Origin of the sequence: Vibrio sp. HI00D65 (assembly GCF_001635455.1) — a bacterium.
In the GTDB taxonomy this organism is placed as follows: Bacteria; Pseudomonadota; Gammaproteobacteria; order Enterobacterales; family Vibrionaceae; genus Vibrio.
The window spans coordinates 18,983-40,489 of sequence record NZ_LWEH01000298.1 but is presented as its reverse complement, the minus strand read 5'-3'; the positions used below and the strand labels follow the sequence as shown (position 1 = coordinate 40,489).

Annotated in this window: 20 protein-coding genes and 1 rRNA gene; 4 read left to right on the top strand and 17 right to left on the bottom strand. The window is 43.9% G+C overall.

Features of this window, described 5'->3' with window-relative positions:
- The 10 genes from A3712_RS19230 to A3712_RS19185 form a co-directional block, all read right to left on the bottom strand.
- A 16S ribosomal RNA gene (locus A3712_RS19230) occupies nt 1-198 on the bottom strand; the annotation flags it as partial.
- Nucleotides 199-817: 619 nt separating this feature from the next.
- Entirely contained in the window at nt 818-1,594 is a 777-nt protein-coding gene (locus A3712_RS19225; RefSeq protein WP_063524696.1) for a phosphoadenylyl-sulfate reductase, read from the bottom strand.
- Nucleotides 1,587-3,314, bottom strand: a complete 1,728-nt coding sequence (cysI, locus tag A3712_RS19220; protein ID WP_063524695.1) for an assimilatory sulfite reductase (NADPH) hemoprotein subunit — start codon at nt 3,312-3,314, stop codon at nt 1,587-1,589. The genes A3712_RS19225 and cysI overlap by 8 nt, the downstream gene beginning before the upstream one ends.
- A complete protein-coding gene (locus tag A3712_RS19215; protein ID WP_063524694.1) occupies nt 3,314-5,179 on the bottom strand; it encodes an assimilatory sulfite reductase (NADPH) flavoprotein subunit in 1,866 nt (621 codons plus the stop codon). The genes cysI and A3712_RS19215 overlap by 1 nt, the downstream gene beginning before the upstream one ends.
- Before the next feature lie 123 nt (nt 5,180-5,302).
- Nucleotides 5,303-5,533 (bottom strand): hypothetical protein, encoded by a 231-nt coding sequence (locus tag A3712_RS19210; RefSeq protein WP_004735813.1) that lies wholly within the window; start codon nt 5,531-5,533, stop codon nt 5,303-5,305.
- A gap of 222 nt (nt 5,534-5,755) precedes the next feature.
- Nucleotides 5,756-6,481 carry a TIGR04219 family outer membrane beta-barrel protein gene (locus A3712_RS19205; RefSeq protein WP_082856268.1) on the bottom strand — a complete coding sequence of 242 codons (726 nt, stop codon included), beginning with the start codon at nt 6,479-6,481 and terminating at the stop codon, nt 5,756-5,758.
- 135 nt (nt 6,482-6,616) lie between these two features.
- Entirely contained in the window at nt 6,617-6,838 is a 222-nt protein-coding gene (gene pspG / locus A3712_RS19200) for an envelope stress response protein PspG (RefSeq protein ID WP_008224319.1), read from the bottom strand.
- Nucleotides 6,839-7,020: 182 nt separating this feature from the next.
- A complete protein-coding gene (gene dusA / locus A3712_RS19195) occupies nt 7,021-8,025 on the bottom strand; it encodes a tRNA dihydrouridine(20/20a) synthase DusA (protein WP_063524692.1) in 1,005 nt (334 codons plus the stop codon).
- A gap of 222 nt (nt 8,026-8,247) precedes the next feature.
- Nucleotides 8,248-9,534 (bottom strand): hypothetical protein, encoded by a 1,287-nt coding sequence (locus tag A3712_RS19190; RefSeq protein WP_063524691.1) that lies wholly within the window; start codon nt 9,532-9,534, stop codon nt 8,248-8,250.
- A gap of 22 nt (nt 9,535-9,556) precedes the next feature.
- Nucleotides 9,557-10,807, bottom strand: a complete 1,251-nt coding sequence (locus A3712_RS19185) for a magnesium transporter (RefSeq protein WP_063524690.1) — start codon at nt 10,805-10,807, stop codon at nt 9,557-9,559.
- A 690-nt stretch (nt 10,808-11,497) separates the two neighbouring features.
- On the opposite strand from A3712_RS19185, the gene zur reads away from it, so the two are divergent.
- Both zur and A3712_RS19175 read left to right on the top strand, forming a co-directional pair.
- A complete protein-coding gene (gene zur / locus A3712_RS19180; protein ID WP_063524689.1) occupies nt 11,498-11,956 on the top strand; it encodes a zinc uptake transcriptional repressor Zur in 459 nt (152 codons plus the stop codon).
- Between the two features lie 17 nt (nt 11,957-11,973).
- Entirely contained in the window at nt 11,974-12,435 is a 462-nt protein-coding gene (locus A3712_RS19175; protein WP_063524688.1) for a chemotaxis protein CheX, read from the top strand.
- A gap of 141 nt (nt 12,436-12,576) precedes the next feature.
- On the opposite strand, the gene pgi is transcribed toward A3712_RS19175, so the two are convergent.
- Entirely contained in the window at nt 12,577-14,229 is a 1,653-nt protein-coding gene (gene pgi, locus A3712_RS19170; RefSeq protein ID WP_063524687.1) for a glucose-6-phosphate isomerase, read from the bottom strand.
- A 326-nt stretch (nt 14,230-14,555) separates the two neighbouring features.
- Between pgi and A3712_RS19165 the strand changes: the two genes are divergently transcribed.
- The gene (locus tag A3712_RS19165) at nt 14,556-14,975 is read left to right on the top strand and encodes a secondary thiamine-phosphate synthase enzyme YjbQ (protein ID WP_063524686.1); all 420 of its coding nucleotides are present in this window, start codon (nt 14,556-14,558) and stop codon (nt 14,973-14,975) included.
- Between the two features lie 158 nt (nt 14,976-15,133).
- On the opposite strand, the gene alr is transcribed toward A3712_RS19165, so the two are convergent.
- Together alr and A3712_RS19155 are read right to left on the bottom strand one after the other, a co-directional pair.
- On the bottom strand, nt 15,134-16,219 hold the full coding sequence (gene alr, locus A3712_RS19160; protein ID WP_082856267.1) for an alanine racemase: 1,086 nt from the start codon (nt 16,217-16,219) through the stop codon (nt 15,134-15,136).
- 6 nt (nt 16,220-16,225) lie between these two features.
- A complete protein-coding gene (locus tag A3712_RS19155; protein ID WP_004741275.1) occupies nt 16,226-17,617 on the bottom strand; it encodes a replicative DNA helicase in 1,392 nt (463 codons plus the stop codon).
- 175 nt (nt 17,618-17,792) lie between these two features.
- Between A3712_RS19155 and A3712_RS19150 the strand changes: the two genes are divergently transcribed.
- Nucleotides 17,793-18,677 carry a DUF481 domain-containing protein gene (locus A3712_RS19150; RefSeq protein WP_082856266.1) on the top strand — a complete coding sequence of 295 codons (885 nt, stop codon included), beginning with the start codon at nt 17,793-17,795 and terminating at the stop codon, nt 18,675-18,677.
- Nucleotides 18,678-18,870: 193 nt separating this feature from the next.
- Here the strand turns inward: A3712_RS19150 and rplI are convergent, their stop codons facing one another.
- From rplI to rlmB, 4 genes are all read right to left on the bottom strand, one after another.
- The gene (gene rplI / locus A3712_RS19145) at nt 18,871-19,323 is read right to left on the bottom strand and encodes a 50S ribosomal protein L9 (protein ID WP_063524683.1); all 453 of its coding nucleotides are present in this window, start codon (nt 19,321-19,323) and stop codon (nt 18,871-18,873) included.
- Nucleotides 19,324-19,361: 38 nt separating this feature from the next.
- On the bottom strand, nt 19,362-19,589 hold the full coding sequence (gene rpsR / locus A3712_RS19140; protein ID WP_000090472.1) for a 30S ribosomal protein S18: 228 nt from the start codon (nt 19,587-19,589) through the stop codon (nt 19,362-19,364).
- Nucleotides 19,590-19,698: 109 nt separating this feature from the next.
- Nucleotides 19,699-20,088, bottom strand: coding sequence for a 30S ribosomal protein S6 (gene rpsF, locus A3712_RS19135; protein WP_004741278.1), 390 nt, complete (start codon nt 20,086-20,088; stop codon nt 19,699-19,701).
- Between the two features lie 546 nt (nt 20,089-20,634).
- Nucleotides 20,635-21,375, bottom strand: coding sequence for a 23S rRNA (guanosine(2251)-2'-O)-methyltransferase RlmB (rlmB, locus tag A3712_RS19130; protein ID WP_004741280.1), 741 nt, complete (start codon nt 21,373-21,375; stop codon nt 20,635-20,637).
- Nucleotides 21,376-21,507: the final 132 nt, after the last annotated feature.

Sequence of the window (21,507 nt, the reverse complement as noted above, 5' to 3'; positions counted from 1 at the left end):
TAGGCATTATGCGGTATTAGCCATCGTTTCCAATGGTTATCCCCCACATCAAGGCAATTTCCTAGGCATTACTCACCCGTCCGCCGCTCGACGCCGTTATCGTTCCCCGAAGGTTCAGATAACTCGTTTCCGCTCGACTTGCATGTGTTAGGCCTGCCGCCAGCGTTCAATCTGAGCCATGATCAAACTCTTCAATTTAAGATTTTGGTGACTCAACGAATACTGACTTTAAAACTACAAAAAGTAATTCTAAAGCTATTACCATTCCAACAGAATGATAATGAATTGACTGTGCCGATAATAAATTATCGATTGGTCACTCAGTTCATTGAAATCAATGTGATTCCTAAGAATCAATTTTGATATTCATCAACGAGTGCCCACACAGATTGATAGGTTTAAATTGTTAAAGAACTTCTCTTCGTTGTGACTTACATCACTTCGGAAGAGTCGGCTATTCTAGCGACTTAATCTTCAGTGTCAAACACTTTTGAAAATTAATTTCTACTTTCTAAAAGTAGAAGCGAATAATCGCTTGAAGCTAGTTGCCTAACCAACATTCTTTGCTGAAGCCTTATGGCGCCTGCCGTGTCAGTGAGGCGGCATTATAGAGATGTCGCTCATATTGGCAAGTGTTTATTTAAGAAAAATGCAAAAATAAGGGTTACATGATGGATAAACCACCAAGAACCTATTTATGCAAGTTTAACTACAAAGTACCTACAAACTAATCACAGAGTTATCCACAGACGTTGCTTTTTTGCCCCCAGAAAAGCAAAAAAGCTGCCCTAAAGCAGCTTTTTAATCAGCAATACTCCTAAATACCAGAGCCATCTTGTTCGCCATCGTCTTCATGAAGCCCACATTCTCGCTTTAACCCGTTAAAGCGGGTTTCTTCTTCTGTCATACCTGGCTCCCACTTGGTCGTTGTATGTGTATCTCCAACTGAAAGGTAGCCCTGTTCTCGAAGCGGGTGGTAACTCAAACCGTACTCTTCCAAGTAGTAGTGAACATCTTTATTGGTCCAATCAATTATAGGTAAGAACTTAAATACACCATTTTGGATAGACAATATTGCTAAGTTTGCACGTGATTGGGATTGCTCTCTTCTCAACCCTGAGAACCAAGTACCAGCTTCAAGTTCATCTAACGCCCTTCTCATCGGTTCGACTTTATTTAGCTTGTTGAACTTCTCGATACCCTCTAATCCTTGCTCCCACAGTTTCCCATATTGCGCTTCTTGCCAATTAGGACTTTGCTGAGCACGAAATACTTGTAGGTTTAAGGTGAGCTTCTGGCTCAACTCATCTATAAAACGATAGGTTTCTGGAAATAGATACCCGGTATCGGTAAGGATAACTGGAATATCCGGCTTTGCCTGAGTGACTAAGTGCAGCATGAGTGCCGCTTGGATTCCGAAGCTTGAAGACACAACATGTGTCCCTTCTAAGTTTTCTAGTGCCCATTTCACTCTTTCTAGAGCGGTTAGCTGTTCTAACTCTGCATTAATCTTCCCAAGAAGAAGTACCTGCTCCGTCTTGGTCAGTGCGAGCAGTTCTGCTAACTTCAATTTTGAAGCGACAGAATTATGCATGCAGATCCCTCTTTGAAATGATCACCTCTTGGATGATGCCAGCTCGGATTGTGAAATCACCGAACCCTTCGTTGTCTTCTCGTTCTGCAGCCCAACGCCCCACCAGCAAATCAATCTCTTCTAAGATTTGAGCTGATGTGATGTTTTCTTTATACATCTTAGGAATGCGAGTACCGGCTTTATTGCCACCTAAATGCATATTATAACGACCTGGCGCTTTTCCTACTAAACCAAGCTCAGCCAACATTGCACGGCCACAGCCATTTGGACAACCGGTTACACGAAGGATAATGTTATCGTCTTCCGGTAATCCATGCTTCTTAAGAATCCCCTCAACATCAGTAACAAACTCAGGAAGAAAACGTTCGGCCTCTGCCATCGCTAGCGGACAAGTAGGAAAAGCCACACACGCCATCGAGTTTTTACGCTGTTCACTTACCGCGTCATCCATCAAACCATATTGACGAGCTAGCTTCTCAATTTTTGCTTTCTGGCTCTTTGGGACACCAGCAACAATTAAGTTTTGGTTTGCAGTCATACGGAAATCGCCTTTGTGGATCTTAGCAATTTCTGCGACACCGGTTTTCAATGCTTTACCTGGAAAATCAAGCAAGCGACCATTTTCAATAAACAGCGCTAAGTGGTGCTTACCATCAATGCCTTCAACCCAGCCGATACGATCACCACGCTCTGTGAATTCATAAGAGCGACTTTCCGAGAACTTTACACCCGCGCGCTTTTCAACTTCCGCTTTGAACACATCAATACCTACACGGTCTAGTGTGTACTTAGTTTTTGCATTTTTACGGTTTGAGCGGTTACCCCAGTCACGCTGTGTGGTAACAACCGCTGCCGCAACATCTAACGTATTTTCTAGTGGCACAAAACCAAAGTCGTCAGCTTTACGAGCATAAGTAGAGGTATCACCGTGTGTCATTGCTAAGCCGCCACCGACTAACACGTTGAAGCCCACCAGCTTTCCACCTTCAGCGATGGCGACAAAGTTAAGGTCATTAGCGTGAACGTCAACGTCATTTTGTGGTGGAACCACAACTGTTGTCTTAAATTTACGCGGTAGATAATTATTACCTAAGATTGGCTCATCATCGGTTGTTTCTAATTTCTCGCCATCAAGCCAGATCTCAGCATAAGCACGAGTTTTAGGAAGTAGGTGTTCACTGATCTTCTTCGCCCACTCATAGGCTTCTTGGTGAAGTTCAGATTCAATAGGGTTTGTCGTACACAAAACGTTTCGGTTTACATCACCCGCTGTCGCAATTGAATCAATACCAATGCTATTTAGCGTTTGGTGCATCAGCTTGATATTTGGTTTTAACACACCGTGAAACTGAAACGTTTGACGGGTCGTTAAACGGATTGAACCATAAGACGTACTTTCATCAGCAAACTTATCTATTGCTAGCCACTGCTTAGGAGTAATGATGCCACCAGGCATACGCGCACGAAGCATAACATTATGTAGAGGCTCTAGCTTTTGCTTAACACGTTCGTTACGAATATCACGGTCATCTTGTTGGTACATGCCGTGGAAACGAATCAGTTGAAAGTTATCTGCTGTAAAGCCGCCGGTGATACGATCTTGTAAGTCCTGTTCTATCGTACCGCGCAGGTTATTACTCTCACGCTTTAGACGTTCATTGTCAGCCAATGGACCAAGTACTTGGCCTAGCACTTCTTGCTCTATTACTTGCTTGCTCATTAGTACACATCCCTTTGGTAACGTTTCGCTTTACGTAAATCATTAATATATTGTTCAGCCTGTTCTCGGCTTTGATTGCCCTGCTTTTCAGCAATCGTCACTAGCGCTTCATGTACGTCTTTCGCCATTCGAGTCGCGTCGCCACACACATAGAAGTACGCACCTTCTTGTAGCCATTGCCATACTTGCTCTGCCTGCTCGATTAAGCGGTCTTGCACATACACTTTCTCTTTTTGGTCTCGGCTAAAAGCAACATCTAGCTTAGTTAGCGCACCAGATTTGAGGTACTTCTGCCATTCAACTTGGTATAGGAAGTCTTGAGTAAAGGTACGATCACCAAAGAACAGCCAGCTCTTACCTTGAGCATCTGTGTTTTCGCGCTCTTGAACAAAGCTGCGGAATGGTGCGATGCCAGTACCCGGACCGACCATAATGATTGGAGTATTGTCGTCTTGTGGTAGCTTAAAGTTATTATTGTTCTCTACGAACACCTTCACTTCACCACCTTCCTCTATACGCTGAGCTAGGAAACTTGATGCTCCACCTAAACGAGACTCTTCACCTTTTTGGTATTCAACCAAGCCAACCGTTAGGTGAACTTCTTCATCCACTTCAGCTTGGCTAGATGCGATTGAGTAAAGACGTGGTGTAAGCTTACGCAACAGACCTAAAAGCTCATCAGCCGATAATTTGGTTTTCTTCTCAGCTAATACATCAACAATTTGCGTGTTGCCCGCGTATTCACGAAGCTTGTCTTTATCTTCCACCAGCTTTAACAGTTTCTTACTGCCAGATAGCTCAGCAAACTTAGTAACAAGTTGAGGGTTTGAAGCCGTGATCTCGAACTTACTCACTAAAGCACTATGGATAGAAAGGTTTTCACCATCCACATCTACGCTCTCGATACCAGAGAGCCCAAGCTTAGCAAGAATCTGATTCGCCAATTCTGAACTGTTTTCATACCACACACCCAATGCGTCACCCGGTTGATAAGTAATACCGGACTCATCCAGATCAATCTCGATATGACGAACATCTTTACCCGAATCACGACCCGTGATCTTTTGGCTTGTTAGCAATGTTGCGGTGTATGGGTTTTGTTTGGTGTACTGTGAATGGCCAGCAGCGGCTTGACCTACTGGTAATTGAACTACCTCGGCTTCAGCGCCCGTCGACAGTGTTTCTTGTACTTGTGATAGAGCTTTAGTACGCCACTCTGTTGCTGCCGCTTCGTAATCCACGTCACAGTCAAGACGGTCAACAAATGATTTAGCACCAAGCTTAGATAGGAAGTTATCGAAGTCTTTCGCCGTTTGGCAGAAAAACTCGTAGCTTGAGTCGCCCAGACCAATCACGCCATATTGTAAGTTTGATAGCTTCGGCGCTTTCTTTGATTGTAGGAATTCGTGCAGCTCAATCGCGTTATCTGGCGCTTCACCCTCGCCATTAGTTGAAGCCACGAAAATGACGTGCGTCTCTTTAGCTAAGTTCTTGCCTTTGTAATCACTGGCATCGAAAAGCTCGACAGCGATGCCTAGGGCTTTTGCTTCTGCCTCTAGTGATTCAGCGACACCTTTCGCATTACCGGTTTGAGAAGCAAAGATAATGCTGAGCTTGCCAGCAGGTTTTGCAGCAACCGCCGCAGCTGCCTGAGTGATCGGTGCGGCTGCGCCCACAGGTTGAGCTTGGCTCACCCCCCATAGGTAACCACTGACCCATGCCAGTTGCTGAGAAGATAATTCGGAAACAGTTTGTTGAAGATGACCCAGTTGTTGGTCATTAAGCGGTGCGGCTAATCCAGGCAGCTCGTTCGCCCCAGACTGTGCATTATTATTTTGTGAAGACTCTTTCTTATTTAAAGACATGGTCACGACATCCCTAATCATTGCGTGACGATAGATTAACCACTCCTTTTAATAACAAGAAAGAATAGAAAAGTATGTTTTATAACTTTTTGGAAGTAAAAAGCGATTGAATGGGTAAATGGGCTACTGGTTTTCAATACGAACTTGTTGAAAGCCCACCGCCATTGCCGACTTAGATGCTAGGTCTAAATCTGCGTAATGACACTCCTCACCATGGACATCAGTAAGCAGAACAAAGCCGCCTCCCATATGGCGAAACTCCACAACCCAAGACCCTTCTTGTATTGAGGGCTCTATGATGGCTTCAACTAACAAATTTTCTCGATATAAATTTCGTAATTCATTGAGTGTCATATTCCATCCCTTGTTCTGACCCAACACCTTAGACCTTATAAGAATAGACGTTAATCAGCTATCTGTATAAGGATGGTCGAAGGTGATGAATATGCTAACTAATTCCAGAAAGATATATACCCAAGTAACCTCAAGATGCTGGGTATAACCAACAGATATAAAAAACGCCACTTAACAAAGCGGCGTTCTTAAAATTGGTTTTAGATGTTCTTTAGGGTCGACTTAGAATCGCACTTCTGCGCCAGCAAACCAGCCATCTAACATTACAAACGATTTAGGTGGTCCCGGCTTTGGCTCATTCGAAGGATCAGGTTCTTTGTCCGTATTGGAATGTCTATTCAGCTCTGAAGAGAAGAACTTGTCCGAATCAAGGTCAATCACACGATAGCCACCACGCAATGCTATTTTAGTATCTGCCAGTGAAATACGGTACTGAACACCTGCCATCAAATCAGTACTCTTAATGCCATTGCTATCACCAAATTCCATGGTACCGATGATATCAAGCTGAGTATTTGGGACATTCAATTCTGCGTTACCATAGAAGCTCCATGTCAACTCATCAAAACTTGTCGTTTTCGAACTATAAGGATCTTTATAGTGCGAGTTTGCATACTGCGTAAAAGTCACACCCGCATCGAAGTTCATCAACTTGTGCTCTAGCAACGTGTAGTAGAATGTGTAGTCGTACTTATCAAATGCTAACAATGTTGTATCGGCCGTAGAATATCGGAATCTTGCATTTGGTAGGATTGGGGCATTATGCTCAAATGCGAAATACACAGAAGGAGAGTTAGAGTCTTCGTCTTGTCTCGCTTCGTTTAGCTTGGTACTTCCCCACCACATATCGGCACCGACTTTAGCCGTGTAAGAAAACTCTTCCTCAGCAGATACCGCTGAACTTAAAGATAGCATTCCCACTAAAGCAATTAATGGCATTTCATTCATTTGAGATAGCTCCAATTCCATATCGTTGTGCTAAGTGTATGCACATTCATAGATTTTTGAGAAAAATTCTACCACACATCTTAAAGACTAAAACGATAAACCGACAGCAAGCCGATATTTGACGGTGTCATGGCTTTAGTAGCGTCTCTGATTCGAGCTATGTACAAAGTTTTTGAAAAACCACACACCGATTGCAATCACAATCAACCAAGGCAGTAATTTAAACACCACACTCATCATACCAAGCAGCAACATTACAGCTAATGCGACTCCAGTTGCCGCTAATACCGTCATAAAGGTAATGCCTGTTACAAGTAGCGTAGCAACGAAAATAAGAACAAAGATTAATTCAAACATAATGGTCTCCCTAATGAGTTAATGACCTATCTTTCCTAATCCCTAACGTTGCAGCTTCTGTACCAAGTCACCAAAACCAATAAAAGCCTTATTTATCATGCAAATAAAAAGCCACACATTCTCATGCATGGCTTTTCAAATAAATCAGAGTGGTAAATTTAGCCTTAAATGGCGAATTTAACCTATACGTTCAGCTCTTTAGGAATCTTAGCCAATGCCGTCTGCATGACTTCGATACCCGCACCTTTCTTATGCGCATTTTCGCTGATGTAGCGACGCCATTGTCTTGCTCCCGGCATGCTTTGGAACAGGCCGAGCATATGACGAGAAATGTGTCCCAAGCTTGCCCCCTTTGAAAGCTCACGTTCTATATACGGGTACATCTCTTCGACAACTTGTGAGCGTTTCTTGATTGGCGTATCTAAGCCGAAGATTTGTTGGTCCACTTCCGCCAGAATAAATGGGCTATGGTAAGCCTCACGACCGATCATCACGCCATCAAGGTGATGAAGGTGTTCTTTTGTCTGCTCTAATGTGGTGATGCCACCGTTTACAGCGATCACTAGATCTGAGAAGTCTTTCTTGATTTGATAAGCTCGATCATAATCCAGAGGTGGTATTTCACGGTTCTCTTTCGGGCTCAGACCACTCAGCCACGCTTTACGTGCGTGAATGGTGAATTGCTCACAACCACCCTTTTCAGAAACCGTTGAGATAAACTTAGTCAGAAACTCATAAGAGTCTTGCTCATCGATACCAATGCGAGTTTTCACCGTGATTGGAATATCAGTGACTTCTTGCATCGCTGATACACAATCGGCTACTAGTTCTGGTTCCGCCATTAAGCACGCACCAAAGCGACCGTTTTGAACTCGGTCTGAAGGACAACCTACGTTAAGGTTTACTTCATCATAGCCACGCTCAGCTGCAAGCTTGGCACAAGCCGCAAGATCAACTGGATTTGAACCACCAAGTTGAAGAGCCAGTGGATGCTCTTGCTCGCTGTATTCTAGGAAATCACCCTTACCGTGTAAGATCGCGCCTGTTGTTACCATTTCCGTGTACAGAAGGGTCTGCTGAGAGAGCAAACGGTGAAAGTAACGACAGTGGCGGTCAGTCCAATCGAGCATGGGTGCAACGGATAAGCGGTTTGATTGGAATTTACTCATGTTACCTGGCTTGGTCATTGTTTTACCTAATAATTTTACCCATCAAATCCGCTTTGAATATTGTGGAGTTTCACACACTCCGTAATAAAGCGGTTATCGTGATCAAAAAAACAGTCAATAATACACAGGGAACGGAAGAGTTTCAAAAAGAAAGCGAAGTGGCTAATAATCGAACCAACGCGGTTACCAGCACGCATCCGGATCAACAATTGCAATTCAAAGGCCACCAGCCACCTCAATCTAGCTTACCGGTTTTATTTCAAACCAACGACTATTGTCCTCATTATTACAACGAAATGATTTTGTTATGGTGTTTCTATTTGATTGGGTGATTTGGATGCAAATATGCAAGTCACGATTATCTCGTATTGGTGTACGTTCACTTTCTCCATGCTGATTCAGCACTCTAAAATGCTGCGTCTTACGATATTTGTCTAAGCTGTTTAGTGATATTTGAGTCTCGCAGTACACTGATACTGCATGTTTACTAAGTCTTTTGGCAACAGAGATACTCTCCGCTTTTTGCAAACACATCTTAGATGATGCTTTTTGCGGACTAAATTGAGACTGCATCCGAGTTTTTCGTTTACCAATACTTCGAAAACTTCCAGGTCGAATCAATTTATATCTTCGGTAGAAATTAAATTTGTTAAGCTGCTTGGTGATCTTTAATTTGAGAACTTCTTTGACTACATCACGCCCACCATAAAGTAAGCAGATCAATATAAGTAGACTCAAAGTCAAATGTCCATCCTGTTTCATCAAATGAATATTGAACATTAACACGACTGACATAGCGAGCATGCTGCTTAAAGCAATGGTTATCAGGTGGTTTACGGATGCACGGCGCTGAGCACATAAGTGTTCATGCCGATAAGCCGGCCAACTAGAGGCAAACTCCTCGATTTCATCACGATACCCCGTTCCACTATATGCTTTCTTTCTCTGTTCGTATGGACGCCAGCCTGCAATATGGTTGCGTTCAAACAAAAGCCGAGACAAACAGCTCAACACAGATTGCGATGACGACTCTGCATGATTGTCTCTCAACCTTTCATAGAGTTTTAACAGTTCTTGGCATGCGATGACCAATAAGCGTTGATGTAATGAGCGCGCCGATGGGCAACGCTCAAACAAAAGAGCAAACTTGTAATTTACCCTCTCCACCTGCCAACACAAAGATGGCACGCCAGGGTATCCAGATTCACAACAAACCGAAAGACAACGTGCACGTATCGCAGTATGGAACGACGTTAACCATTCCACTAGTCTACTTTCAGTTGTAGGACACCAGTGACCCATTTCCAGAGAGATGAACTCCAGTCGAGCTTCTTCAGTTAATAGACTATCAGTGTTGTGATAGAGGAATATTGAACGGTACAGATCATCAGTTGCCTCCTCACTGAAATCTGCAACTGAATAACGTTGGCTATCCATATAGATCTTGATATCTATGGTTCCAACCTCACCACCTCGTAGCATCTGGGACACCATTATAGCGTTGCTCGCTCTCCATTCTATATTCATGATGACAACTCCTACTCTGAGGTTAAGACAAACCGAGTAATCGAGTAGTACAGAAGAAATAGATTAGCAGCCCACCAATATCAACGATGGTGGTTATCGCTGGACTAGCGACAACGGCAGGGTCAAGGTTGAGTCGTTTAGTCATCATAGGTAGCATAGCGCCAATAACGGTAGAAGAGACTATTTGGAAGAAGAGTGCTAGGCCAATTGCACAGCCCAACATGGTTAATGTCAGATTCGCCGGCAACTCAACGCCATAAGACAGTAAGCTCACTTTCCCTAAGGAAATAACAGCCAGTGCACCACCAATGACAATGGCAATGCGTGTTTCCTTCCACAACACGCACAGCCAGTCACGCAGCTTGATGCTTCCTAACGCCAGAGAGCGCACCATCACAGTCGCAGACTGCGTACCAGCATTACCGCCAGAGTCCGCTATCATTGGCATGTACAAGGCCAAAACCGTAAACGCTTCAATTGCATCTTCATAACTATGGATCACCATACCGGATAGCAAACCCAATATGGCTAGGCCTATTACCCAGACAATACGCTTACTCACATGATCCATAACAGACAAGTTCATATAGTCGCCGACATGACCATCTTGCTGAATGCCCATCAATCGTTCCATGTCTTCAGTTTGCTCTTCGGTAACGATATCTATCGCCGATTTAGCCGATAGCAAACCGACAGGAAGTCCCTGACTATTTAAGATTGGAACAACGTCAAAACGACTTTGTTTGAGTAGCGCCACCGCATGTTCTTGTGATGCGCTAAAATGACAGCTAATGGCATGATGTACAATCTCAGACAGTTTTAAATCAGGTTGAGACTTAAACAACATATCCAGTTTGATTAGGCCAACAAACCGTCCCATATCATCGACGATAGTAAGACAGGCAAACTCAACATACAGACTGTTCAATGCTTTTTTCGCCTGCTCTACGGACATATCATGATAGAGCACTGTCATTGCTGCGGAATTAACAGCATGGATAACTGGATGCCTTGCTTGAAGAAACAGCTCTACATCTTGCTGATAGTCGAACCCCTCAAGTGAACAAAGACGTTGAAGCGACTCTGCCGATAACTGAGGAGTAAAACAAAGCGCTTGCTGAATGTATTCAGCGTTAAAATGTTGGTTAAGCTTTTGTATCTCACGCATTTCAATCCAATGATTAAAAAGAGTGAAATCTACCTGAGTCGCACCAGACTCGAAGCTAACGGTTTGATGATGGTTGTATTCGTTTATTGTGTTAATAACGGTCATGATAACGCACCTTTTTATTAGATATGACGATCCCTTGCCCTATTCGAGCAATAGAAAAAACTTCATTTTCAGGTGGTTACTAACAAGATAACGTTTGAGTTTCAGAGAAAGAAACCAACGTCATTAATAAGAGGGAGAGAAGAATTAAAGGGGGAAACAGTGTTTAGTCCATATTACTCCAATAGGATTCTCGCTCTTGAGCTAGTAATCCACCTTCGACTGTCGTTTTCCATAATATTTCTCCTGTAAAAATATGGGCGCATAGTAGGTATCTGACGCCTCATAGTCAACAATATCAATATACAACTTAGCAACTATGATGTTGCAAAATATTTCTCTCAATAACTTGAGATTTAAATTTGCTTAGTTGTAAGCTACGTTTAATGCGTTCATATAAAATAGTCTTATATGACCTATAAATGCGTATTCAAATGAAGAGCCCCCCAAAACATGGTGTCTCGAGCTATTTGAGCACTCCCAATATGCAAACATTATTTATAAATTATTCACCAGATCTCTAATTCAGCTTTACTAATCAGTTATGCCTTGAGTCACAATGTCATTTTGAGTTACCTTGTCTTATTCAAAGTCGTGGGTCACAATACGCTCTGTACCTGACTTTAATAGAAATCAATGGCTCCTTAGCCTAAATAACCTGAAAATAGGGTTTGTTTAAGGATGTCCGATTGAATGGTGAAGAATTTGGACCACACATTAATAGAGCAAGTTGAAGGGATATGCGCATCGCGTGGTGTTAGATTAACGCCTCAAAGAAAGCGAGTGTTTGAGCTCATCTTCTCTAATAAGAAAGCCTCTAGTGCTTATGAATTATTAGAGCAATTGAAAGTCAGTGAGCCGCAAGCAAAGCCACCTACAGTGTATCGCGCTTTGGATTTCTTGTTGGAGCAAGGTTTCATTCACAGAGTTGAGTCAACCAACAGCTTTATATGCTGCTGTTCTTGTAATGCCAATAAACATTTCTCCCAACTACTGATCTGCGATAAATGTGGCACAGTGATAGAACTACAAGACGATTCCCTTGTGACTCTGCTCGCGAGTAACGCTGAGAAGCATGGCTTTCAATTGACCAACCACGTCATTGAATCGCATGGCATTTGCCAATCTTGCTCCTCCGATATGAAAGAATAAGATTATAGAAGAACATTATGCGCGCTGAATTTGTAAACCCGTTTTTAGCTTCTTTGATGAACGTTCTAAAAACGATGGCTTCTCTAGAATTGAAGCCACAAAAACCAAGAGTTAAGAAAGATGAAATCGCTCGTGGTGATGTCTCTGGTTTAATCGGTATGGTTGGTCCACAGTCTCGTGGTTCAATGTCGATTACCTTTGATGAAGGTCTGGCTCTGCAAATCATGGAAAACATGCTTGGTGAGCGACCAAACGGTTTGAACGAAGAAGTAACCGACATGGTTGGTGAGATCACGAACATGGTAACGGGTGGTGCAAAACGTATTCTTGCGGAAAGCGGCTTCGACTTCGACATGGCAACACCGATTGTGGTTTCTGGTAAAGGCCATACTATTCGTCACAAATGCGAAGGCGCAATCATAATCATGCCTTTCTCATCTCAGTGGGGTAATGCCTTCATCGAGATCTGTTTCGAATAAAGGTAACTACTGAAAAATATTTAGAAGGCTGGCTTCGATACGTCAGCCTTTTTTATTACCTGCAATTCAATCATTGCTTACTCTACAGATACAAAAACGCCAACCCTGAGGTTGGCGTTTACTTTTATGTTATCAACTCAATTAAGCTTTAAGCGCTTTGAATGCGTTGATTAGACCGTTCGTTGAGCTGTCGTGAGATGTCACTTCTGCGTCATCAGCAAGCTCTGGAAGAATTTGGTTTGCTAGTTGCTTACCAAGTTCTACACCCCACTGGTCGAAGCTGAAGATGTTCCAGATAACACCTTGAACGAAGATCTTGTGTTCGTACATCGCGATTAGGTTACCCAGAGAGCGAGGTGTAATTTGCTTAACAAGAATAGAGTTCGTTGGGCGGTTACCTTCAAACACTTTGAAAGGTACTAGTTCAGCTACTTCTTCTGCAGTTTTGCCAGCCGCTAGGAATTCAGCTTCCACAGTTTCTTTTGCCTTACCAAATGCTAGAGCTTCAGTTTGAGCAAAGAAGTTGGACATTAGCTTCTGGTGGTGATCAGATGCTGGGTTGTGGCTGATTGCAGGCGCGATGAAGTCTGATGGGATCAGCTTAGTACCTTGGTGAATCAGTTGGTAGAAAGCATGTTGGCCGTTTGTACCTGGTTCACCCCAGATGATAGGACCTGTTTGGTACTCTACTGGGTTACCTTCACGGTCTACAAACTTACCGTTTGATTCCATATTACCTTGCTGGAAGTAAGCCGCAAAACGGTGCATGTACTGGTCGTAAGGTAGAATTGCTTCTGACTCAGCACCGTGGAAGTTGTTGTACCAAATACCGATAAGCGCAAGGATTACTGGAATGTTGCTTTCAAACTCAGTTGAAGCAAAGTGATTATCCATCTCGTGAGCACCTTCTAGTAGCTCAACGAAGTTATCGAAGCCTACAGAAAGAGAAATAGAAAGACCGATCGCAGACCATAGTGAGTAACGACCACCAACCCAGTCCCAGAATTCGAACATGTTGTCAGTATCGATACCAAATTCTGCGACTGCAGTTACGTTTGTTGATAGAGCTGCGAAGTGCTTGGCTACATGCGCTTCATCACCTGCTTCTGCTAGGAACCAATCACGAGCAGAGTGTGCGTTCGTCATTGTTTCTTGAGTCGTGAATGTTTTTGATGCTACTAGGAACAGCGTTGTTTCTGGGTTCAGAGACTTAAGCGTCTCAACGATGTGCGTACCATCTACGTTCGAAACGAAGTGCATGTTTAGGCGAGTTTTGTATGGCGTTAGTGCTTCAGTCACCATGTATGGGCCAAGATCCGAACCGCCGATACCAATGTTCACAACATCAGTGATCTCTTTACCTGTGTAACCTTTCCACTCACCAGAAACGATGCGGTGTGTGAACAGTTCCATTTTTGCTAGTACAGCGTTAACTGCTGGCATTACGTCTTTGCCATCAACCATTACTGGCTTGTCGCTACGGTTACGCAGTGCAGTGTGAAGTACTGAACGGCCTTCAGTCTTGTTGATTGCATCACCGCTGAACATCGCTTCAATTGCAGACTTAACTTCAGTCTCGTTTGCAAGAGCGAATAGGTGCTGCATCGTTTCTGCATCGATTAGGTTCTTAGAGTAATCGACTAAGATGTCTGAACCGAAACGAGTAGAAAAGCTCTCGAAACGTTTTGCATCTTGAGCAAAAAGCTCTTTCATATCCATATCTTGAGCAGACTCGAAATGAGCTGTTAGAGCTTTCCACGCTTGTGTTTGCGTTGGGTTGATATTTTTCAACATGGTATCTATCCCGATGTTACTGTAGGTTTTATTCTAAACGTCACCAGGGTGATGAATAGAACCCCCGATTAGGCGAAAGTTTATATTTTTCTGTGATGACCAAACCGCGTCACTACTGAAAGATTCTTTGTAATTTTTTTTCACGACGTATTATGCCGTATATGAAAAGCTGTACCTTGAGATAAATCAGGATTAGATTTCCTGAGACAGGAATCGGTACAGACTCTGGCTCTAAAATAATTAAATGTGAGCGAGACCAGACAAATTCAAGTTCAAAAGATAGCCTCAAACTACTTTTTTTCCAAATACATTATAAAGGATGGCGTATGTGGATTCAGAAGACTATACACCTAAACGCACAAAAGCGTGGATTTCATCTCATTACTGATGAAATTGAACAACAGATACACGAGATAAACTCTCTATCTGTTGGTTTATTACATCTATTTATTCAGCATACTTCTGCCAGCTTAACGCTCAATGAAAACGCCGATCCGACCGTCCGTAGTGATATGGAGTCACACTTCAACAAGTTTGTGCCCGAACGAGCGCCCTACTACAAGCACACTTATGAAGGTGATGATGATATGCCTGCTCACATTAAAGCATCAACACTTGGAAACAGTGTGACAATCCCTATCACCAATGGTCGTTTAGCTTTAGGAACATGGCAGGGCATTTACTTAGGAGAGCACCGAGACTACGGTGGTAGCCGCACAGTGGTGGTTACTATCCAAGGAGAGTAGCTCATCGTAACCAAGCCTAGAGTGGCGGAATAAAAAGGGGGACACAGAAATGCATCCCTCTTGAGTAATAGAAAATTGAGTAGATAAACCTTAACTTAGAAAGGCTGGTTTATCAGGAGACTAAAGCATCATAAGTTGGGGGGGGCTGACTAACCAAGTTACTTCACGTATTCCATCGCTACACGCGAGGTAAGTTTCGTAACCAACTCGTAAGCGATAGTACCGATATGTTCTGCCACTTCCTCTGAAGGTAACTCTTTGCCCCAAAGTATCGCTTCATCACCGACTTTATCTTGAGCATCCGGCCCAAGATCGACCGTTAACATGTCCATAGATACTCGGCCTGCAATAGGCACTTTTCTGCCATTTACAAACACAGGTGTGCCGTTAGGCGCAGTTCGAGGGTAGCCGTCACCGTAACCAATCGCGATAACCCCCACTTTGGTGTCACGTTCACTGGTCCAGTTCGCGCCATAACCCACACTTTCACCAGCCTTCAAATCACGCACAGCAATCAGGTGCGAGGTAAGGGTCATCACAGGCATAAAGCCAAGCTCTTGTGCTGTTTTATCAATAAACGGTGATACACCGTAAGAGATGATTCCCGGACGCACCCAATCCAGGTGGCTATTAGGCCAAGCAAGTAAACCCGCTGAGTTCGCAAGCGAACGCTCACCCTCACAGCCTTCTGTTAGAGATAAAAATAATTCTGTTTGCTGCTCGGTCGTTGTTTTATCTAACTCATCAGCACAGCCAAAGTGGCTCATATAGCGTAAAGGTTTAGCCACATTTGGGCATTGATGCAGGCGCTCAACGAAATCGTGATATTGCTCAGAACGAACACCTAAACGGTGCATACCACTATCGACTTTTAGCCATACCACAACCGGTGATTCTAGAACTGAATTTTCCAGAGCACTAATCTGTTCTTCACAATGCACCACCGTTTGAATGTTATTGGTGACCAGAATCGGTAAATCGCCGGAAGAATAAAAACCCTCAAGCAATAGAATAGGCTGAACAATGCCACCAGCTCGCAGCTGCAATGCTTCCTCAATACGCGCCACACCAAACGCATCTGAGCTTTTAGAGTGCTTAGCAATGTGCAGTAAGCCGTGACCATAGCCATTGGCTTTGACAACAGACATCACTTTACACTGTGGGGCTTTCGATTTTATTTGGCTTAGATTGTGCTCAAGCGCATTTAAATCAATGCTCGCTGTCGCCGCTTTCATATACGTCATTAGCAATTACTCGTCATCAAATGCAGGACCTGCATAGTTATCGAAACGGGAGTGTTGCCCTTGGAATGTCAGACGGACCGAACCGATCGGGCCGTTACGTTGCTTACCGATAATGATCTCAGCGATCCCCTTCAGTGAGCTGTCTGGGTTATACACTTCATCACGGTAGATAAACATGATTAAGTCGGCATCTTGCTCAATCGAGCCCGATTCACGCAAGTCCGAGTTAACAGGGCGTTTATCGGCACGTTGCTCTAGGGAACGGTTAAGCTGAGAAAGTGCCACAACTGGAACGTTCAACTCTTTCGCTAGCGCTTTAAGGGAACGTGAAATCTCGGCGATCTCAAGAGTACGATTATCAGATAGTGAAGGTACACGCATCAGTTGAAGGTAGTCGATCATGATCATTGAAAGGCCATCATGCTCACGAGCAATACGACGCGCACGAGAACGTACTTCGGTTGGCGTTAGGCCTGAGCTGTCATCAATGTACATGTTCTTCTTATCCATGAGGATACCCATGGTCGAAGAGATACGAGCCCAGTCTTCGTCATCAAGTTGACCGGTACGAATTTTGGTTTGGTCCACGCGAGACAGAGATGCAAGCATACGCATCATCAGCTGTTCGCCCGGCATCTCTAGCGAGAAGATAAGCACTGGCTTGTCTTGTTTCATCGCCGCGTTTTCACACAAGTTCATCGCAAATGTGGTTTTACCCATCGATGGACGTGCCGCCACAATGATTAAATCAGAGCCTTGTAGACCTGCCGTTTTCTTGTTGAGGTCATTAAAGCCGGTATCGACACCTGTCACACCGTCTTGCGGAGTTTTGTATAGGATTTCGATACGCTCTAGCGTCTTCTCAAGAATACTATCTACGTTTTGCGGGCCTTCGTTTTCACTCGCGCGACCTTCGGCAATCGCGAATACTTTACTTTCAGCAAGGTCGAGCAGGTCTTCTGATGTACGACCTTGTGGATCGTAACCAGAATCAGCAATCTCATTCGCCACACCAATCAGGCTACGCACCAATGCACGCTGAGCTACGATATCCGCATAAGCGTTAATGTTAGCCGCACTTGGCGTGTTCTTAGCTAGGTCAGCAAGGTAGGCAAAGCCACCCACTTCTTCAAGTTGCTCACGCAGCTCTAAGTGTTCTGAGAGTGTAATAAGATCCAGAGGAGAGCTTTCTTCAAGGATATCTTTTACCGCTTCAAAGATCAGACGGTGAGGACGGCTATAAAAGTCTTTGGCCACAACCTTTTCAGCAACCGTATCCCAGCGTTCGTTATCTAATAACAAACCGCCAATAACAGATTGCTCAGCTTCTAATGAATGTGGCGGGACCTTAATGGCGTCCACCTGATCTTTGGCTGATTTCTGACTTTTGGTATCCACTATGACTACACTCAATAACTAATAATGATCGTTCATTATACCCAAGAACACTCATTTGTAATGCGTTCCTATGAGTTTGTTTTATTATGTAGGAAGAATTTACTTATTGCTGACGAAATTAACCAAGGCTAGCATTACGATCTCGCCATTCGTTCACTGTATAACTGAGGTATGCGTGTCCAAACTATTGGCTCTGAGCACTGGTATTCTATGTACTGGTCTCCTGAGCGCTCCGATGGCTTTAGCTGCTGATGCTAAAACCGATGTTGATGTAATCCTCGACTCGATAGTAGTACCAGAACCTACTGCTGAGCCGATCGTCGTTGCACCAGCACCAGAAGACAAAGATATGGATATCGCCCCAAGTGGTACGAGTGACACCGAGCTGCCAAGCCCACTAAAAACTGAAGTTGAGTTTGGATATCAGTCGCATACTGGTAATTCCGATTCACGCTCTCTAAACGCACGCCTAAACGGTGAATACACGGCTGGCCGCCACAGAACCAGTGGCGAATGGAAATACTACAACCTCTATAAAGATGGCGAAGAAGATAAAAGGCAATCGACTTACACGGCTCAGAGTGACTACAAGTTAAGCCCTAAAACCTATCTTTACGGCAGTTTCAAAGGTGTCGATTCACGCTACAGTGCTTATTTTAAGGACTACACCGTTTCGAGCGGTCTGGGTTACCAGTTTTCAAATACCGAAGAGTTTGTATTGGAAGTCGAAGTGGGACCGGGTTTTCGTTACCAAGAACCAAACCTAGATGAGATCGACGATGATGACCTCATCTTCCCAGAGGTCGTTGAAGAAGCAATTTTCCGGAGCAACGTGAAGACGTCATGGCAAGTTTTACCAAACTTACAACTCAAAGCCGATATAACATTGGTGTCTGGCCACAGTAACTTGAATTTTGATACCGATTTAGAAGTAATCAATAATATTACTGACAACATAGCACTGAAAATTGCTCATTCTCGTCAATACCACGACAAGGTTCCGGAAGGATTAAGCCAAGAGGACTCTGTCATGTCCATCAGCCTATTATTCACATTCTAGCACTCTCAACAAAATAGCTTGAGGCAGGGGTTGTCAAAAACTTTTGCCAATAATGGCTCTTTAACAACTATGATTCGCAACATTCAATATCTTGGCTAATTATCTTCAGTCAGGAAAGTCAGACATAAAAAAACACCAGCCGAAGCTGGTGTTTAAAACTTTCATAAAGAAAGAATTCGTCTTGGTACTGAAATTACTCAGCTGCAACGATAGCGATGTTCGCAGTAGCAAAAACTTCAGAGTGAAGTTGGATGCTTACTTCGAATTCGCCGATGTTACGTAGAGCGCCTTCAGGTAGGCGTACTTCGCTCTTAGCTACTTCAACACCTGCCGCTGTGATAGCGTCAGCGATGTCACGAGTACCGATAGAACCGAATAGTTTACCTTCGTCACCAGCTTTAGAAGCGATAGAAACGCCTTCTAGAGCGTTAACTTTCTCTGCACGAGCTTCAGCAGCAGCTAGTTGCTCAGCAACTTTAGCTTCTAGTTCAGCACGACGAGTTTCGAACATCTCAACGTTACCTTTAGTTGCCATAACTGCTTTACCCTGTGGGATAAGGAAGTTACGAGCGTAACCAGATTTAACGTTTACTTGGTCGCCAAGGCCACCTAGGTTACCGATCTTATCAAGTAGAATAACTTGCATTATCTTAGTCCTCTTAAACTATTATTAACTATTACCGATTACTGATGCTTGTCAGTGTACGGTAGTAGAGCTAGGTAACGAGAACGCTTGATAGCGCGAGCTAGTTGACGCTGGTACTTAGCGCTTGTACCAGTGATACGGCTAGGAACGATTTTACCAGCTTCAGTGATGTAGTTTTTAAGAGTTGCTACGTCTTTGTAGTCAATCTCTTGTACGCCTTCTGCAGTGAAACGGCAGAATTTACGACGACGGAAGAAACGAGCCATGGGCTATCTCCTGATCTTAAATTTAATAATGCAGTCTTTCAAAACTTAGGAAGTGGTGAAAGACTTAAAACAAGTTGAGAATTTTTTAAGGCATTAAGCCAAAAAAGAATTACTCAGCAGCTGCTTCTGGTTTAGCTTCTGTACGCTCTTCGCGACGAGGAGCACGCTCTGCACGCTCTTCTTTTTGCTTAAGCATAATAGATTGCTCAGTCACAGCGCCTTTAGTGCGCATGATCATGTTACGTAGAACTGCATCGTTGAAACGGAAAGCAGTTTCTAGCTCGTCAATCACTTCTTGACCAGCTTCAACGTTCATAAGAACGTAGTGAGCTTTGTGAAGCTTGTTGATTGGGTAAGCCATTTGACGACGACCCCAGTCTTCTAGACGGTGGATAGTACCGCCAGCTTCAGTGATAGAACCAGTGTAACGCTCGATCATGCCAGCAACTTGCTCGCTTTGATCAGGGTGAACCATGAATACGATTTCGTAATGACGCATTTGGTTGCTCCTTACGGATTATTAGCTTCCACGAATGGCTCGGTCGTCCAGAGGAAGCAAGGAACTAAAGATAAATGACCGAGTTTTAAGGACGGCAAATATTATAGAAAGAACCCTGTATTGGCAAGTGGTATTTGGCGAATAATGAAACAGTTTTTCTTTCGCCATTTAGGGGCTGTTAATCTTTCGAGCTGGCTTTTGCTGCTCTTTGTGGGAAATTTATACAAGACAAAGGCTTTGACGTGTAGCTAGCCTACATAAAAAGCCGATAACGCAGTAGAAATGAACCACAAAGGCTGCCCGAAGGGTTCGGCTAAAATCGTTTTATGCTTTGTTGAAGAATATTTGCTTAGAATGATGAGCTACATACTCTTCGCCGCGCCTAAAACGATTTTATCTCGAACAAACTTCAACCACTAAAGAGCAACAGCCCCTTGCCATCTGACAAACCAACTCGTTCTTGCATAGCAGCCTAAAAACAAACGCCCACCAGCAAGTGGTGAGCGTTAATAAGTTCATAGACTTAAGCCAGTGTCTCTTTAAAGGTTACTGAGCTAGACGCTGACGTACCGCTTCAAACAGACAAATACCAGAAGCCACAGACACGTTCAGGCTTGATACGCTACCAGCCATCGGAATCTTAATGAGGTCATCGCAGGTTTCACGCGTTAGACGACGCATACCGTCACCTTCTGCACCCATTACTACTGCTAGAGGGCCGGTCAGCTTCGCTTGGTAGATGTCGTGCGTCGCTTCGCCCGCAGTACCGACAAACCATACACCTTGTTCTTGCAAAGCACGCATTGTACGAGCTAGGTTGGTTACACGTACTAGAGGAACTGTTTCAGCAGCACCACATGCAACCTTACTAACCGTTGCTGTTAACGGCGAAGAGCGGTCTTTAGGCACAATAACCGCAGCAACACCAGCTGCATCCGCATTACGCAGACAAGCACCTAGGTTATGAGGGTCTGTTACGCCATCGAGAACCAACAGCAATGGCTGTTCGTGTTGAGCTAAGATATCGTCTAGGTGAGTTTCGTTAAGCTGCTTAGCAGGCTTCACCTTAGCGATTATGCCTTGGTGGTTTGCACCTTGTGCTTTGTCATCCAGCGGCTTACGGCCCATCTGTTGAATAGATACACCAAACTGCTGTAGCTGATTCAGTAGTGGCAAAAGGCGCTCGTCTTGACGACCTTTCAGCACATACGCTTCAATGAAGCGTGCTGGATCTTTTTCTAATACGGCTTTCACCGCGTGAATACCGTAAATAAATTCGTTACTCATTGTCTCAAATTACTCTTATTGCTCAGAGATGAATGTCACTAACTCCAATGCATTCAGCTCTGCGTTGTTTATTTCGAGAGTATGCGTTTCACGCCCGATACTCTCGCATTACATTCGTTGTTAACGCTTGGC

Excerpts from the sequence above, each read along its gene's own strand:
- A3712_RS19225 (WP_063524696.1), bottom strand. The coding sequence starts at position 1,594 with ATGCATAATTCTGTCGCTTCAAAATTGAAGTTAGCAGAACTGCTCGCA.
- cysI (WP_063524695.1), bottom strand. The coding sequence starts at position 3,314 with ATGAGCAAGCAAGTAATAGAGCAAGAAGTGCTAGGCCAAGTACTTGGT.
- A3712_RS19215 (WP_063524694.1), bottom strand. The coding sequence starts at position 5,179 with ATGTCTTTAAATAAGAAAGAGTCTTCACAAAATAATAATGCACAGTCT.
- A3712_RS19210 (WP_004735813.1), bottom strand. The coding sequence starts at position 5,533 with ATGACACTCAATGAATTACGAAATTTATATCGAGAAAATTTGTTAGTT.
- A3712_RS19205 (WP_082856268.1), bottom strand. The coding sequence starts at position 6,481 with ATGAATGAAATGCCATTAATTGCTTTAGTGGGAATGCTATCTTTAAGT.
- pspG (WP_008224319.1), bottom strand. The coding sequence starts at position 6,838 with ATGTTTGAATTAATCTTTGTTCTTATTTTCGTTGCTACGCTACTTGTA.
- dusA (WP_063524692.1), bottom strand. The coding sequence starts at position 8,025 with ATGACCAAGCCAGGTAACATGAGTAAATTCCAATCAAACCGCTTATCC.
- A3712_RS19190 (WP_063524691.1), bottom strand. The coding sequence starts at position 9,534 with ATGAATATAGAATGGAGAGCGAGCAACGCTATAATGGTGTCCCAGATG.
- A3712_RS19185 (WP_063524690.1), bottom strand. The coding sequence starts at position 10,807 with ATGACCGTTATTAACACAATAAACGAATACAACCATCATCAAACCGTT.
- zur (WP_063524689.1), top strand. The coding sequence starts at position 11,498 with ATGGTGAAGAATTTGGACCACACATTAATAGAGCAAGTTGAAGGGATA.
- A3712_RS19175 (WP_063524688.1), top strand. The coding sequence starts at position 11,974 with ATGCGCGCTGAATTTGTAAACCCGTTTTTAGCTTCTTTGATGAACGTT.
- pgi (WP_063524687.1), bottom strand. The coding sequence starts at position 14,229 with ATGTTGAAAAATATCAACCCAACGCAAACACAAGCGTGGAAAGCTCTA.
- A3712_RS19165 (WP_063524686.1), top strand. The coding sequence starts at position 14,556 with ATGTGGATTCAGAAGACTATACACCTAAACGCACAAAAGCGTGGATTT.
- alr (WP_082856267.1), bottom strand. The coding sequence starts at position 16,219 with ATGACGTATATGAAAGCGGCGACAGCGAGCATTGATTTAAATGCGCTT.
- rplI (WP_063524683.1), bottom strand. The coding sequence starts at position 19,323 with ATGCAAGTTATTCTACTTGATAAGATCGGTAACCTAGGTGGCCTTGGC.
- rpsR (WP_000090472.1), bottom strand. The coding sequence starts at position 19,589 with ATGGCTCGTTTCTTCCGTCGTCGTAAATTCTGCCGTTTCACTGCAGAA.
- rpsF (WP_004741278.1), bottom strand. The coding sequence starts at position 20,088 with ATGCGTCATTACGAAATCGTATTCATGGTTCACCCTGATCAAAGCGAG.
- rlmB (WP_004741280.1), bottom strand. The coding sequence starts at position 21,375 with ATGAGTAACGAATTTATTTACGGTATTCACGCGGTGAAAGCCGTATTA.